Genomic DNA, 13676 nt, shown 5'->3' on the forward strand with positions numbered 1-13676 from the left:
TCATGCAACTGAGCGAAATACTGTCATTGGACTGCACCAAAAGTGCGGTCCACTGCACGAGTAAAAAACGCGCCCTTGAAATGATCAGCCGTATCGTGGCTGATCAAACGGGCCAAGATTCTACCGAGCTGTTCGAATGCATGCTCAATAGAGAAAAAATGGGCAGTACCGGTATCGGAAACGGTATTGCGATCCCTCACGCGAGAATGCAATCAAGCGACAAGGCCATTGCTGTCTTACTGCAATGTGATGAAGCAATCGAATTTGATGCGATTGACAATCGACCTGTCGATCTTCTTTTTGCGCTCCTTGTACCAGAAGAACAGTGCAAAGAGCACCTCAAGACTCTATCCTCTATGGCAGAACGTCTGAGCGATAAGCAAGTATTAAAACTACTGCGTAATGCTCAGAGTGATGAAGAACTTTACGACATCATGATTCACCAATAAGCAGGACTAACTCCATGCGACTAATCGTTGTTAGCGGGCACTCAGGTGCCGGTAAAAGTATTGCGCTTCGTGTACTGGAAGACTTAGGTTACTACTGTGTTGATAACCTGCCAGTTAACTTGCTGGACGCATTTGTTCATTCTGTTGCTGACAGCAAACAGAATGTTGCAGTCAGCATTGATATTCGTAATATTCCTAAAAAGCTAAAAGAACTGACGAGTACACTAGAACAGTTAAAAACTGAGCTTGATGTGACCGTGCTTTTCTTGGACGCTAATAAAGAAACGCTACTCAAACGCTACAGCGAAACACGCCGAATTCACCCGTTATCTTTAGGTGGCACCTCCCTCTCGCTTGATCAAGCCATCGAGCGTGAGAAGCAAATTTTGACGCCACTCAAAGCGCATGCAGATCTGGTCCTAAATAGTAGTGGGCAGTCTTTGCATGAATTGAGTGAAACCGTGCGTATGCGCGTTGAAGGCAGAGATCGCAAAGGGCTCGTTATGGTATTTGAGTCTTTTGGTTTTAAATACGGCCTGCCTTCCGATGCCGATTACGTATTCGACGTTCGCTTCTTACCTAACCCACATTGGGAACCAGCACTACGCCCGCTTACAGGTCTGGATGCTCCTATCGCCGCATTTTTAGAGCAACACCAATCGGTGTTAAGTTTGAAATATCAAATTGAAAGCTTTATAGAGAATTGGTTACCTCTGCTTGAGAAAAACAACCGCAGCTACCTGACCGTTGCAATCGGTTGTACTGGTGGTAAGCACCGCTCGGTGTACTTAACTCAGCAAATCGGTGAATACTTCTCCAACAAAGGACACCAAGTACAAATTCGCCATACCTCACTAGAGAAAAACGCTAAGGAGTAGCCGTGGAGTTAAGTCGTAAAGTATTGATTCAAAACCGCCTTGGCTTACATGCTCGTGCAGCAGTCAAACTTGTCGAACTGGCACAGAGCTTTGAAGCGGTCATCACCATCGACAATGAAGAAGACAAAACCGCCACAGCAGACAGCGTAATGGGCCTGTTAATGCTAGAGTCCGCTCAAGGACAATACGTCACGATCCACGCAACGGGTGGGCAAGCGGAAGAAGCACTGGATGCCGTTTGCCACTTGATCGAAGATAAATTTGATGAAGGCGAGTAGTTTACTCGCTTTTTTCTTACCTCCCATTATCTTTCTCTTCCCTGACCTAATAAATAAATTTGCTTAGTATCATAAGTTGTTATTAAAAGGCGCCTAGAATTAAGTTATTATTCAACGCATTGTAAATATCAGGAATTGGGAGGAATGAATGGCAGAGCAAATTGAATTCGACCAAGCTCACCAAGCCCTCCAAGAAGTCACAGAAGCGCTAGAAAATGGCCGCTTCGTCCATGTTCGTCGTCAATTACAGGACATGGAACCTGAGGATATCGCTCACCTTTTAGAAGCCTCCCCACGTAAGAGCCGTGAAGTTCTTTGGCAACTCACCGACCCTGAAGATTATGGTGAAATCCTTGACGAGCTGAACGAAGACGTCAAAGACAGCCTCGTATCCAAAATGGCACCAGAAGCGCTTGCAGAAGCGACAGAAGGCATGGATACCGATGACGTGGCTTACGTACTGCGTAGCTTGCCTGACAACCTGTCACGCGAAGTCCTGTCGCAAATGGACTCCTCTGACCGTCTACGGGTCGAAACCGCCCTATCCTACCCAGAAGACACCGCGGGTGGACTGATGAACACCGACGTCATCACAATTCGTGGTGACGTCGATGTGGACGTAGTTTTGCGTTATCTACGTATGAAAGGCGAGCTTCCAGAAGCTACGGATGCCCTGTATGTGATCGATGAAGAGAGTAAGCTCATCGGTGAACTGCCGATCACGACGCTTATTACCACTCAGCCAGACGTAAAAATCATTGATGTAATGGAAGACGCGGACGAGGCCATCACCGTCGATACTAGCGACTCAGATGTTGCGAGTCTGTTCGAACGCCGTAATTGGGTATCTGCACCTGTTGTTGATGAAAACTTGCATTTGGTCGGCCGTATCACCATCGATGACGTGGTTGACGTTATTCGTGAAGACGCGGAACACTCGATGATGAGTATGGCGGGTATGGACGATGACGAAGATACTTTCGCGCCTGTTGTAAAATCAGCTCGCAAACGCAGTATCTGGCTTGGCGCTAACGTATTAGCCGCCCTTGCTGCTGCTTCCGTTTCTAACATGTTTGAGGCCACATTAGATCAAATGGCGGCCATTGCGGTATTGATGACGATTGTTCCGTCCATGGGTGGTGTCGCTGGTAACCAAACCGTCGCACTAGTGATTCGTGGTCTTGCTCTTGGTCATATCGGTGACTCAAACAAACGCGAACTGTTAATGAAAGAAGCCTCGATCGGCTTACTTAACGGCATCATGTGGGCGCTGATTATTGGCGGTATTGTTGTTGCTTGGAAAGGTAACTGGATGCTCGGAGGAATCATTTCCGCCGCCATGCTGACCAACTTATTGGTCGCAGGTATTGCAGGAGTAACGATTCCAATCCTATTGAAAAAAATGAACATCGATCCTGCTTTAGCTGGTGGTATGGCATTAACAACGGTGACGGATGTGATTGGTTTATCTGTCTTCTTAGGGCTTGCCACAATACTGATTACCTAACAGAAAAAACGAAAAAGCCTGATGAACACATCAGGCTTTTTTGATTCTGAATTGCTAGAAAAGCTTATTCACCCGCCACTTTCATGGTATCCAGTAGGATAGAGCCTGTTTGGATTTGTGAGCGCGTTTCAATATCACTACCAACCGCTACAATCTTGGTGAACATGTCTTTTAGATTACCTGCGATGGTAATTTCTGATACTGGGTATTGGATCTCGCCGTTCTCAACCCAGAAGCCTGCGGCACCGCGAGAGTAATCACCCGTTACCACGTTCACACCTTGTCCCATGACTTCTGTCACTAGAAGACCAGTACCGAGCTCTTTAAGCATTTGTTCGAAGTTTTGGCCTGTCGACTTCACGTACCAGTTATGAATCCCACCAGCGTGACCTGTCGGCGTCATCTTCATTTTACGTGCGGCATAACTGGTTAACAGATAAGTTGCTAGCACACCGTCGGTAATGATCTCACGGTCTTGAGTGTACACACCTTCACTATCGAATGGACTTGATGCCAAACCACGCAATACATGCGGACGTTCTGAGATATTGAACCATTCAGGAAGCACTTGTTTGCCTAGATGGTCAAGTAAGAAAGAAGATTTTCGGTACAGGTTACCACCGCTGATCGCCATAACGAGATGGCCAATCAAGCCTGTCGCAACATCAGCCGCAAACATGATTGGGTATTGACCTGTTTTTAGACGCTGCGCATCTAAGCGGTTAACCGTATTCTCTGCCGCCTTACGACCCACCGTTTCTGGGGTCCATAAGTCATCACGATGACGTGCCACGGTGTAGCTGTAATCACGTTCCATCTCGCCGTTTTGACCAACGCCAATTACACAACAGCTAGTACTATGGCGGCTAGACGCATAACTAGCTAATAAGCCATGGCTATTGCCATACACTTTCACGCCGTAATGACTATCATAACTCGCGCCATCACTTTGCTTGATTGCACTGTCATAACTTAGCGCCTCTTTTTCTGCTGCAATCGCCACATTGGCAGCATAGTCTGGATCGGGTGCGTCAGGGTGGAAAAGATCAAGCTCAGGGATCTCTTGCACCATGTATTCTTTTGCTGCAGGGCCTGCAAATGGGTCTTCAGATGTGTAATGTGCAATATCTAGCGCCGCTATAACGGTTTGCTCGATTGCCGCTTCACTTAAATCAGACGTGGAAGCACTGCCTTTGCGTTGACCTCGGTAAACGGTAATGCCCAGCGCACCATCGCTGTTGAACTCGACATTCTCTACTTCACCCATACGAGTTGAAACACTTAAACCAGTGCTTTTAGTAATTGCGACTTCGGCGGCGTCAGATTTTGCCGATGCAAGCTTTAAGGCTCTTGCGACGGCTTGCTCTAGCTCGGTACGTTGCTCAGCAACCTGCTGTTTAATATCCATTGTCTTTCACATCTTGTCTTTGATGAACAATAGGATAACAAGAATTTCGCTTTCTCCCCATGATTCTTGTTAAAATAGTCATAATATTAATCAAAACACAGGCAACTGAAATGGCACGTAAGAATCAAAAAGCGCCATGGGAACCAGAAGAAGAGATCATCTGGGTAAGTAAATCCGAGATGAAGCGAGACATGGAAGAACTGCAAAAGCTAGGTGAGGAGCTTGTCGGCCTCAAACCTTCAGTTCTAGAAAAGTTTCCATTGAGTGAAGATTTGCGAGAAGCAATTGCTGACGCGCAACGTTTTAAAAATGAAGCGCGTCGTCGCCAATTACAACGTATTGGTAAATTGATGCGTTACGAAGATCCAGAGCCAATCCAAGCCGCACTGGATAAAATTCGTAATAAGCACTCTCAATTAACGGCGGTATTCCACAAACTTGAAGCGTTGCGTGATCGCGTAGTGGAAGAAGGCGACAAAGCCATTGATGACGTAATGGAAATGTACCCAGAAGCGGATCGTCAGCGTCTACGTCAACTTGCTCGCCAAGCAGCGAAAGAGAGAAAAGCTGGGAAACCAGCAAAAGCGTACCGCGAAATCTTTCAGATCCTTAAAGGTCTAAACGAAGAAGAGTTTTAATTCGAGGGCTCAAGCAATGAGCATTCGATTTAAACGCAAAAAGCAGACGTCAATGTCTGCTTTTTTATCTTTGGTTTTACAGTCAGCGTTACACTAAGCGATTAACGCGGTCTCCGCGCTCGAAAGCGTTAATGTTCTCAATCAAGATTTCCGCTAAACGTTGGATAGATGAGTCGCTGCCCCATGCAACATGCGGTGTCAGTAACAAATTAGGTAAACTCATATTGGCAATCAGCGGATTGCTCTCATCAGCCGGTTCTTGTGTAAAAACATCAAAACCAGCCGCTGCAATTTCTTGCTGTTTTAAGGCATCCACCAGTGCGCTCTCATCCACCAAACCTCCACGCCCTGTATTAATCAAAATGGCGTTGGACTTCATTTGTTTCAACTCTGCTTGACCAATTAAATTCTGAGTATGATCGTTGAGCGGGCAATGCAAAGTCAGCGCATCGGAGCGTTTTAATACTTCCTCAAACGACACATAACCTGGTCTACATTCTGCCGCCCCTTTACGCTCAGAAAACAACACGGTCATTCCTAACGCTTGAGCCAGATTCGCCGTCGCTTGCCCTAGTGCCCCACTACCAACAACACCTAACGTGCTACCACCAATATCCCCGATTGGGTGAGTAAAAAAACAAAACTGCTGGTTACGCTGCCACTCACCTGCGGCAATATCTTGGTGGTACCCAAATAAATTCCGTCTTAAAGCGAATAACATTGCCATCACGTGCTCGGGCACCGAACGCGTCGCGTAACCACGTACATTAGCAACCGCAATATCATGATTAGCACAGTAGTTCACATCGACGTTGTTAAAACCAGTTGCGGCAACCGCGATCATCCGTAATTTTGGTAGTTGCTCTAATACATGTTGGTCAAGCAGGACTTTATTGCTAATCACGATATCGGCATCTGCTAACCTTTCTATTACCTGCTCAGGCGCAGTTAGGTCGTACTCACGCCAGTGGTGCGGAAAGCCAGGTCGTGGGACCTCAATATGTTCTGGGATGGTCGCTCGGTCTAAAAATACGATGCTTGGCAAAGACATAACAACTCCTTGTTCACGGCTGAAAGACAGGATACATCAACCACAGTAACGAAATAGCCAAAAATAGCGAACTAGAAAGAACCGCTGTTGAGTGCAATTGGCATTAAGGGTGTGGCAACGTTTTATAATCAGGCAATGTACGCTCTGGCGAAAAATAGTTAAAGATCATCGCCTCGGCTTCAGGATAAAGGTCACAGGGTACAAAAATACTTCTCAACTGATCCGTAGCTGGGTGATAAAAACTTAGCTCCGCAGCGTGCAACTCTAAACGCTCTGAAAACTGATACGCCTCTTCAGTTGCATAAAACTCATCACCAATAATCGCATGACCAATCGCCATCAAATGCACGCGTAACTGATGCGATCGACCAGTAATGGGCAGTAGTCGCACAACGGTCGTATGGGTGCCATCAGGGTGTACTTCACGCTTCACCACTTGGAATAAAGTTTGAGATGGTTTGCCGTCGTCGAAACATACTTTTTGTCGTGGACGATTTGGCCAATCACAAATTAATGGAAGATCAATATTCCCTTCTTGCGGCTCAACATGTCCCCAAACACGTGCGTAATACACCTTGTGAGTGAGACGATATTGGAACTGCTTTTTTAATGCTCGCTCCGTGGGTTTGTTTTTCGCCAGCAACATCAACCCGGATGTTGACATATCCAAGCGATGCACAACTTGAATTTCTGGATGCAACTCTTTGAGGCGGCTCCACATGCTGTCGTAATACTCTGCAAGGCGACCAGGGACAGACAGCAGCCCTGATGGCTTATTCACTGCCAGAATGTCGTCATCCTCAAAAACGATATCAACCCAAGGGTCGGTGGGAGGGGTATATTCAAGCATTGCCATGGGAGATCTCTACAAAATAAAAACGCCGCGATTATATACCCAAATAGCACCCAGATGCAGGATTCTGAAGAAAAGTTCAACCCAATAAAACAAAGTCAATCCTTTAGCATAAAAACTAAAAATAGCACGTTGTAAATTTAGTTTGACAACAAGACGCATAACTGAATAGAGTGCTAGATGCACACAGCATGGTATTCGCAAAGAATACTTAAAATAAATACACCAAAACACAGCATTTAAAAGACATTACCGTTGCGCAGTATAGGGCGATCGCTCAGCTTGTCATGTACTGCGGTATGTATCTCTTTAGAAAGATACATAAGATAAAAAGGACAATAAGCAATGGACTCCGCCGTTATAGATAAACCCCAATCCAAACTTTCCTTATTTTTTCGTTCGCTAGGCCCCGGCATATTAATGGCATCTGCTGCGGTCGGTGGCTCTCACCTCGTGGCATCAACCAAGGCTGGTGCGATTTATGGTTGGCAATTGGCTGCACTGATTCTGCTCGTAAACCTGTTTAAATACCCTTTTTTCCGAGCGGGCGTACAGTACACCATGGGGACAGGGCTCACCTTGGTTGAGGGCTACGCGAAATTAGGTCGGCCTTATCTATGGCTATTTCTATTTCTTAGCGTGGTATCGGCCGTCATCAATACCGCCGCTTTGTTGATGTTTAGCGCTAGCTTGCTGGGCTACTTCATTCCGTTTTCACTATCAATGGCATCACTCAGCATCATTGTGATTGTCACCTGCCTGATCATATTATTTGCTGGCCATTACAAAGCGCTCGATACGCTATCTAAGGTGATCATGTCGGTGTTAACCATCGCGACTTTACTCGCTGTTTCTATCGCCTTTGGTAACCCTGTTGAGCAAGTAGCCAACTTCGAGCCGCCGTCACCTTGGTCTATTGCGGCTATTGGTTTTATCGTTGTGACAATGGGGTGGATGCCTGCACCGATAGAGATCTCCTGTTTAACCTCAGCATGGCTAAAACGCCAATCAAGCCAGCAAGAAGTAACATACCGCTCTGCTCTATTTGACTTTAATGTCGGTTATATTGGCACGGCGTTTCTTGCCATTATCTTTGTATCGCTAGGCTCTTTGATGCTTTATGGATCTGGCGTTGCGCTTGAAAGCTCTGGTGTTGGCTTCTCCCACCAATTGGTTGGCTTATATGCGGCAACGATTGGCGAATGGTCTCGTTACTTGATCGCGGTAATTGCGTTTTTCTGTATCTTTGGCAGCACGATTACCGTTATTGATGGCTACTCGCGCGTTATTTCGGATTCTCAACGCCTACTGCGCTCGCAACCAGACACTAACCCTAAAACCACTTCAGCGATCATGCTGGTAGTCTCCTTACTTGCATTGGGTATTGTGGTTTTCTGGGCTTCTGCGTTATTGCCTATGCTGAACTTTGCGATGATCCTCGCCTTTATGACCACGCCATTCTTTGCTCTGCTAAATTACACCTTAGTGAGCAAAACTGAGTTACCTGAGCCTTTGGCTGTTGGACCTAAACTAAAGTGGTTGTCGATTGCAGGCCTGATTTACTTGTTTGGCTTCTTGGCTGTATTTATCTGGTGGAAGTGGTTGATGTAAATGAGATAGCTATCAGTGATTAATGCATTCCGCATAAAGAAACTAAACCGTAAATAAAGAAAAAGGTCTTCAACTGAAGACCTTTTTTTAATGAGCAATAAATACTTACTTAGTTGTGGCTCACCACAATCAAACGCAGCGAGTCGAGCTGAACCTGAGCTTGGTTGATATAACCAGTAAGCTCTTTAATTTGTGCGTCGATAGCTTCAATTTCTTCGTCACGAATATTTGGGTTCACCGCTTTCAGTGCTTGCAAACGCTCAAGCTCTGCATTCAAACTGTGCTGCATATCTTGATGAGCTTGTTTGCGTACTTCTTCGACCTTCTCTTCAATAAGAACATCACCGGCTTCAATTAAGCGGTGTACGTCTTTCTGTACCGACGTAACCAACTTGCTACCTAAGTGACGGTTTACAGGGCTGAGTTGGCGGTTAAAGCTTTCAAACTCCACTTGAGCAGACAAATCATTACCACGCGAGTCCATCATTAAACGGATTGGCGTTTTCGGTAAGAAGCGCGCGATACCACTGCGTTTTGGCGCTTGCGCATCTACCGCGTAAATCAACTCAAGAAGAATAGTCCCGACTGGTAACGCTTTGTTTTTCAATAGAGATACCGCAGACGTCCCCACCCCTTCACTCATAAGAAGATCGATACCACCCTGGATCATTGGGTGTTCCCAACTGATAAAGTGCATATCTTCACGAGATAACGCTGTATCACGATCAAACGTGATCGTCGCTCCTTCGTATGGCAGACCTGGGTAGCTTGGCACCATCATGTGCTCAGATGGGGTCACAATCAGGGCGTTTTCACCTTTATCGTCTTGATTCAAGCCAATCGTGTCAAAAAGAGAAAGTGCGAAGGTGACCAGATTGGTATCGCCGTCGGTTGATTCAATTTTCTCAACGATTTGTTGTGCTTTTTCCCCGCCATTTGAATGCATTTCTAATAGGCGATCACGGCCTTGCTCCAATTGGGATTTCAGCTCTTTATTCATTTTTGCTGACGCTTCAATGATCTCATCTAGCGTGCTGGTATCACCAGAGGCAAGAATTTCAATCAGATCATCGGAGTACTTATCGTAAACAGCACGGCCTGTTGGGCAGGTTTCCGCAAAAGCGTTCAGGCCTTCATCGAACCAACGTGCTAGGATCGCTTGCGATGTGCCTTTCAGGTAAGGAACATGAATGTCGATATCGCGATTTTGACCGATACGGTCCAAACGACCAATACGTTGCTCAAGCAAGTCTGGGTTGAATGGCAAGTCGAACATGACAAGTTGGTTGGCAAACTGGAAGTTACGACCTTCAGAGCCGATTTCGCTACAGATAAGAACTTGTGCTCCACCTTCTTCTTGCGCAAAGTAAGCCGCCGCTTTGTCACGTTCAAGAATCGACATACCTTCGTGGAAAACGGTGGCGCGGATACCTTCACGCTCACGCAGTGCTTGCTCCAATTGCAGTGCGGTACTCGCACGAGAAGCAATCACGAGGATTTTCTCGCTGCGCTTCTCTTTTACTTTTTCAAGCAACCAATTCACACGCGAGTCAAACTGCCACCAGCTCGCGTCATCGCCTTCAAATTCTTGGAAAATTTCTTCCGGGTAAAGGTTCTTCATCGCACGTGCTTCAGAACTCATCTTACCGCCAATCATCCCAGCAACACGCATTGATGTAGTGTATTGCGGTGGAATATCCATTGGCATCAGATGCACGTTACGCGTAGGGAAGCCTTTGATGGCCGCGCGCGTGTTACGGAACAGAACACGCCCTGTACCATGACGATCCATCAAGTTATCGATCAGCTCTTGGCGTGCCGACGCTTTAGCTTCTTCGTCCGCTTCACTTTCGATAATACGGAAAAGTGGTTCTACGTCTTGTTCAGACAACAACTCAGTGATCTGGTTTTTTGCTTCATTAGGTAGCTTTTCACCGGAAAAGAGTGAAGTAATCGCATCCGCTACGGGCGCGTATTGATCTTCTTCCTCAACGAATGCTTCGTAATCATAGAAGCGGTCTGGATCCAACAAACGCAGACGAGCAAAGTGGCTCTCACGACCAAGTTGCTCTGGCGTTGCAGTCAGTAACAACACACCTGGAGCACGTTCAGCCAAACCTTCTACCACTTGATATTCACGGCTCGGTTTATCTTGACTCCATTCAAGGTGATGCGCTTCATCGACAACCAGTAGGTCCCATTCACCTTCCAGTGCTTGTTCAAAACGCTTGCGGCTCTTGCGTAGGAAATCCAAAGAACACAGCACATATTGCTGAGTATCAAATGGGTTTTCTGCATCCGCAAAAGCTTCGATACAGCGCTCTTCGTCAAAGATAGAGAAATGCAGATTGAAACGACGCATCATCTCAACCAACCATTGATGCTGTAGTGTTTCAGGCACCACAATCAAAATGCGTTCGGCACGACCAGACAGAACTTGTTGGTGGATGATCATGCCCGCTTCGATGGTTTTACCCAAACCTACCTCATCCGCCAACAAGACGCGTGGCGCGTGACGACGGCCAACTTCGTGCGCGATGTAAAGCTGATGAGGGATCAAACCTGCACGCATACCACATAGGCCACGCATTGGGCTCTTATGCTGCTCAAACTGGTTGGTTAGCGCACGGTAACGCAGAACAAAGTTGTCCATACGGTCGATTTGACCGGCGTACAACTTATCTTGAGGTTTGTTAAAACGAATTTGGTTGCTAAGGAAAATCTCACGCAGAACAACAGCGGTTTCTTGCGTGTCTTCACGAGTACCGAAATAGGTGTAAAGACCTTCATCTTCCAGTACTTCTTCTACTTTTAGAGACCAACCTTCTTGGCAATCGATGACATCCCCAACATTAAAGGTGACTCGGGTAACAGGTGCATCGTTACGTGCGTAAACTCGGTTTTCCTCTGACGCTGCAAACATCAATGTCACAGTACGAGCATCCATTGCTACAACGGTACCTAAACCTAAATCGCTTTCCGTATCGCTAATCCAGCGCTGCCCCAAAGCAAATGTCATGAATTGACTACCTCGTTATTAGTTCTTGATTCGTATTTCTTGTTGGTCTACTCATGCCCGTGGGCATGGATAATAGTTTAGATCTGATTCTGGCTTCTGCTATGCCGATAGCATTCGTCATTTCAGTATGAACTGAGTATTTTTTAAGCCAGCTCAACATGATAAATCGGACGTAGCCTATACGCAGAAAAAGGTCGCTAATCTTACTTGAAGCTGTGATTTAGGTCACGCCGAAACCGCACCAAGCAGAAACTTTTTTTCCCAAACTCTAAATGCAATCAAATTGTAAAATACTCATGCCAATTATTAAGTTGTAGAACGTAAATATTACGTATACTTCTAATGAGGGGCGTTTAAAACCATTGCATATGATTTAAGCGCGTTAGTACACGATTAGGATCAACACGGGTTTGCAGTAAGTTGTCTTGCTACTCGGTTGCACACTAGCCGACATCAGCCCGACAACCTCTATTGCAAGCAATCAGAGTTAGGTCACTTCACACCTATTTGGAAACGACCTAACAACTCGCATGCAGAGCCGTACTACGGCAAGGAGACGCTATGGGCGATACCGATCGGAAACTGTTTGTACTCGATACCAACATTCTTCTTCATGAACCCTTTGCCATCTTCTCTTTCCAAGAACACGATGTCGTTATCCCCATGACCGTGTTGGAAGAACTCGACCGAATCAAAGACAGTAAGCGCGACGTTGCAAGAGATGCGCGCGTGGCTATTCGCACCTTGGAAGATTTGTTTAAAGAAGCAACGCCAGATGAAATCTCTGAAGGCATTCCTGTTTCTAAAGACAACCCCGACCAAGGTACTATTTCCATTTTGGCGGATTTTGAACTGCAGGAAACTGTCAAAGCCTTCGCCGACAAAGCCGGTGACAACCGTATTCTCAACGCGGTGCTTTATCTGCAAAATAAACGTGCACCACGTGAAGTGGTACTGATCACGAAAGACATCAACATGCGTCTGCGAGCCAAAGGGGCTGGTGTACGCTTTGTTGAGGACTATAGAACCGACCAACTGATTGACGACATTCAATACCTAACCAAAGGCTTTCAATTGCGTGAAGGTGATTTCTGGAGCGGTATTGAGGAAGTAGAAAGCTATGCTCTGGGCGGAAAAACTTACCACAAACTCAGTCGCGAACCCTTCGACCCAACCTTTATCAACCAATACGTTATTGATGAAGACAGTGACTTTGCTGGTCGCGTAGAAACCATCAATGAAGACAAGCTAACGCTTCTCGACCTGAGCCGCGAACGTCTAATGCATCGTAAGGCTTGGGACATCACACCTAAAAATATCTACCAGGGAATGGCGTTAGATGCCTTACTCGATCCAGAAATTGACTTGGTGATTCTAACGGGTGCGGCGGGTAGTGGTAAGACATTACTGGCAATGGCAGCAGCATTGGAGCAAACCATTGAAAAAAGCATGTTCGATAAAATTATCGTAACACGTAACACGCCAGATATCGGTGAATCCATCGGCTTCTTACCCGGCTCCGAAGAGGAGAAAATGATGCCGTGGTTAGCGGCGGTGACCGATACCTTGGAAGCACTACATAAACACGATCACTGCACTGAAGGCTCATTGAAGTACATCTGCGATAAAGCCAACATTCAATTTAAATCGATCAACTTTATGCGTGGCCGTTCGATTCAAAATGCGTTTGTACTGCTTGATGAGTGTCAAAACCTCACTGCATCACAAATCAAAACCATCATTACCCGCTGTGGCGAAGGAACCAAAATCGTCTGCTCCGGTAACTTGGCGCAGATTGACTCTCATTACCTCACCCCAGTGACATCAGGATTGACGTACATGGTTGAGCGCTTCAAGAACTTTGAAGGCAGCGCAAATATTCACCTCAACGGCGTGGTTCGTAGCCGCTTGGCGGAATTTGCTGAAGAAAACCTGTAATTGACACCGACTCACAAAGCAAAAGAGCGCTCTAATGAGCGCTCTT

The 13676-nt window shown here is 46.3% G+C and carries 11 protein-coding genes; 7 read left to right on the forward strand and 4 right to left on the reverse strand.

The genetic code is table 11. The features are described 5' to 3' along the window. Positions 1 to 2 precede the first annotated feature (2 nt). The 4 genes from ptsN to mgtE all read left to right on the forward strand — a co-directional run bounded on the left by ptsN (position 3) and on the right by mgtE (position 3112). On the forward strand, positions 3 to 449 hold the full coding sequence (ptsN, locus tag R7F67_RS17450; RefSeq protein ID WP_005381116.1) for a PTS IIA-like nitrogen regulatory protein PtsN: 447 nt from the start codon (positions 3 to 5) through the stop codon (positions 447 to 449). Between the two features lie 14 nt (positions 450 to 463). Continuing rightward, positions 464 to 1327 carry an RNase adapter RapZ gene (gene rapZ / locus R7F67_RS17455; RefSeq protein ID WP_054577138.1) on the forward strand — a complete coding sequence of 288 codons (864 nt, stop codon included), beginning with the start codon at positions 464 to 466 and terminating at the stop codon, positions 1325 to 1327. A gap of 2 nt (positions 1328 to 1329) precedes the next feature. Continuing rightward, positions 1330 to 1605 carry an HPr family phosphocarrier protein gene (locus R7F67_RS17460; protein ID WP_005381120.1) on the forward strand — a complete coding sequence of 92 codons (276 nt, stop codon included), beginning with the start codon at positions 1330 to 1332 and terminating at the stop codon, positions 1603 to 1605. Positions 1606 to 1753: 148 nt separating this feature from the next. Beyond that, complete coding sequence (mgtE, locus tag R7F67_RS17465; protein ID WP_005381121.1) at positions 1754 to 3112, forward strand: magnesium transporter; 1359 nt, start codon at positions 1754 to 1756, stop codon at positions 3110 to 3112. 64 nt (positions 3113 to 3176) lie between these two features. On the opposite strand, the gene pmbA is transcribed toward mgtE, so the two are convergent. Continuing rightward, a complete protein-coding gene (gene pmbA / locus R7F67_RS17470) occupies positions 3177 to 4520 on the reverse strand; it encodes a metalloprotease PmbA (protein WP_171344973.1) in 1344 nt (447 codons plus the stop codon). Positions 4521 to 4630: 110 nt separating this feature from the next. On the opposite strand from pmbA, the gene yjgA reads away from it, so the two are divergent. Then, positions 4631 to 5158, forward strand: a complete 528-nt coding sequence (gene yjgA, locus R7F67_RS17475) for a ribosome biogenesis factor YjgA (RefSeq protein WP_025767614.1) — start codon at positions 4631 to 4633, stop codon at positions 5156 to 5158. Between the two features lie 88 nt (positions 5159 to 5246). On the opposite strand, the gene R7F67_RS17480 is transcribed toward yjgA, so the two are convergent. Continuing rightward, complete coding sequence (locus tag R7F67_RS17480; RefSeq protein WP_054577140.1) at positions 5247 to 6209, reverse strand: D-2-hydroxyacid dehydrogenase; 963 nt, start codon at positions 6207 to 6209, stop codon at positions 5247 to 5249. A gap of 103 nt (positions 6210 to 6312) precedes the next feature. Further along, positions 6313 to 7065 (reverse strand): pseudouridine synthase, encoded by a 753-nt coding sequence (locus R7F67_RS17485; protein WP_104979746.1) that lies wholly within the window; start codon positions 7063 to 7065, stop codon positions 6313 to 6315. Positions 7066 to 7407: 342 nt separating this feature from the next. Here R7F67_RS17485 and R7F67_RS17490 point away from each other — a divergent pair, with 342 nt between their 5' ends. Continuing rightward, the gene (locus tag R7F67_RS17490) at positions 7408 to 8673 is read left to right on the forward strand and encodes an NRAMP family divalent metal transporter (RefSeq protein ID WP_005381130.1); all 1266 of its coding nucleotides are present in this window, start codon (positions 7408 to 7410) and stop codon (positions 8671 to 8673) included. Between the two features lie 109 nt (positions 8674 to 8782). Here the strand turns inward: R7F67_RS17490 and rapA are convergent, their stop codons facing one another. Further along, positions 8783 to 11692, reverse strand: coding sequence for an RNA polymerase-associated protein RapA (rapA, locus tag R7F67_RS17495; protein WP_104975637.1), 2910 nt, complete (start codon positions 11690 to 11692; stop codon positions 8783 to 8785). A 561-nt stretch (positions 11693 to 12253) separates the two neighbouring features. Here rapA and R7F67_RS17500 point away from each other — a divergent pair. Then, positions 12254 to 13630: a PhoH family protein gene (locus R7F67_RS17500; RefSeq protein WP_005381133.1), complete on the forward strand. Its 1377-nt coding sequence runs from the start codon at positions 12254 to 12256 to the stop codon at positions 13628 to 13630. The last annotated feature ends 46 nt before the right edge of the window (positions 13631 to 13676 follow it).

Origin of the sequence: Vibrio sp. YT-17, assembly GCF_033337375.1 — a bacterium.
Classification (GTDB): Bacteria; Pseudomonadota; Gammaproteobacteria; order Enterobacterales; family Vibrionaceae; genus Vibrio; species Vibrio alginolyticus.

Excerpts from the sequence above, each read along its gene's own strand:
- ptsN (WP_005381116.1), top strand. The coding sequence starts at position 3 with ATGCAACTGAGCGAAATACTGTCATTGGACTGCACCAAAAGTGCGGTC.
- rapZ (WP_054577138.1), top strand. The coding sequence starts at position 464 with ATGCGACTAATCGTTGTTAGCGGGCACTCAGGTGCCGGTAAAAGTATT.
- mgtE (WP_005381121.1), top strand. The coding sequence starts at position 1,754 with ATGGCAGAGCAAATTGAATTCGACCAAGCTCACCAAGCCCTCCAAGAA.
- pmbA (WP_171344973.1), bottom strand. The coding sequence starts at position 4,520 with ATGGATATTAAACAGCAGGTTGCTGAGCAACGTACCGAGCTAGAGCAA.
- yjgA (WP_025767614.1), top strand. The coding sequence starts at position 4,631 with ATGGCACGTAAGAATCAAAAAGCGCCATGGGAACCAGAAGAAGAGATC.
- R7F67_RS17480 (WP_054577140.1), bottom strand. The coding sequence starts at position 6,209 with ATGTCTTTGCCAAGCATCGTATTTTTAGACCGAGCGACCATCCCAGAA.
- R7F67_RS17485 (WP_104979746.1), bottom strand. The coding sequence starts at position 7,065 with ATGGCAATGCTTGAATATACCCCTCCCACCGACCCTTGGGTTGATATC.
- R7F67_RS17490 (WP_005381130.1), top strand. The coding sequence starts at position 7,408 with ATGGACTCCGCCGTTATAGATAAACCCCAATCCAAACTTTCCTTATTT.
- rapA (WP_104975637.1), bottom strand. The coding sequence starts at position 11,692 with ATGACATTTGCTTTGGGGCAGCGCTGGATTAGCGATACGGAAAGCGAT.
- R7F67_RS17500 (WP_005381133.1), top strand. The coding sequence starts at position 12,254 with ATGGGCGATACCGATCGGAAACTGTTTGTACTCGATACCAACATTCTT.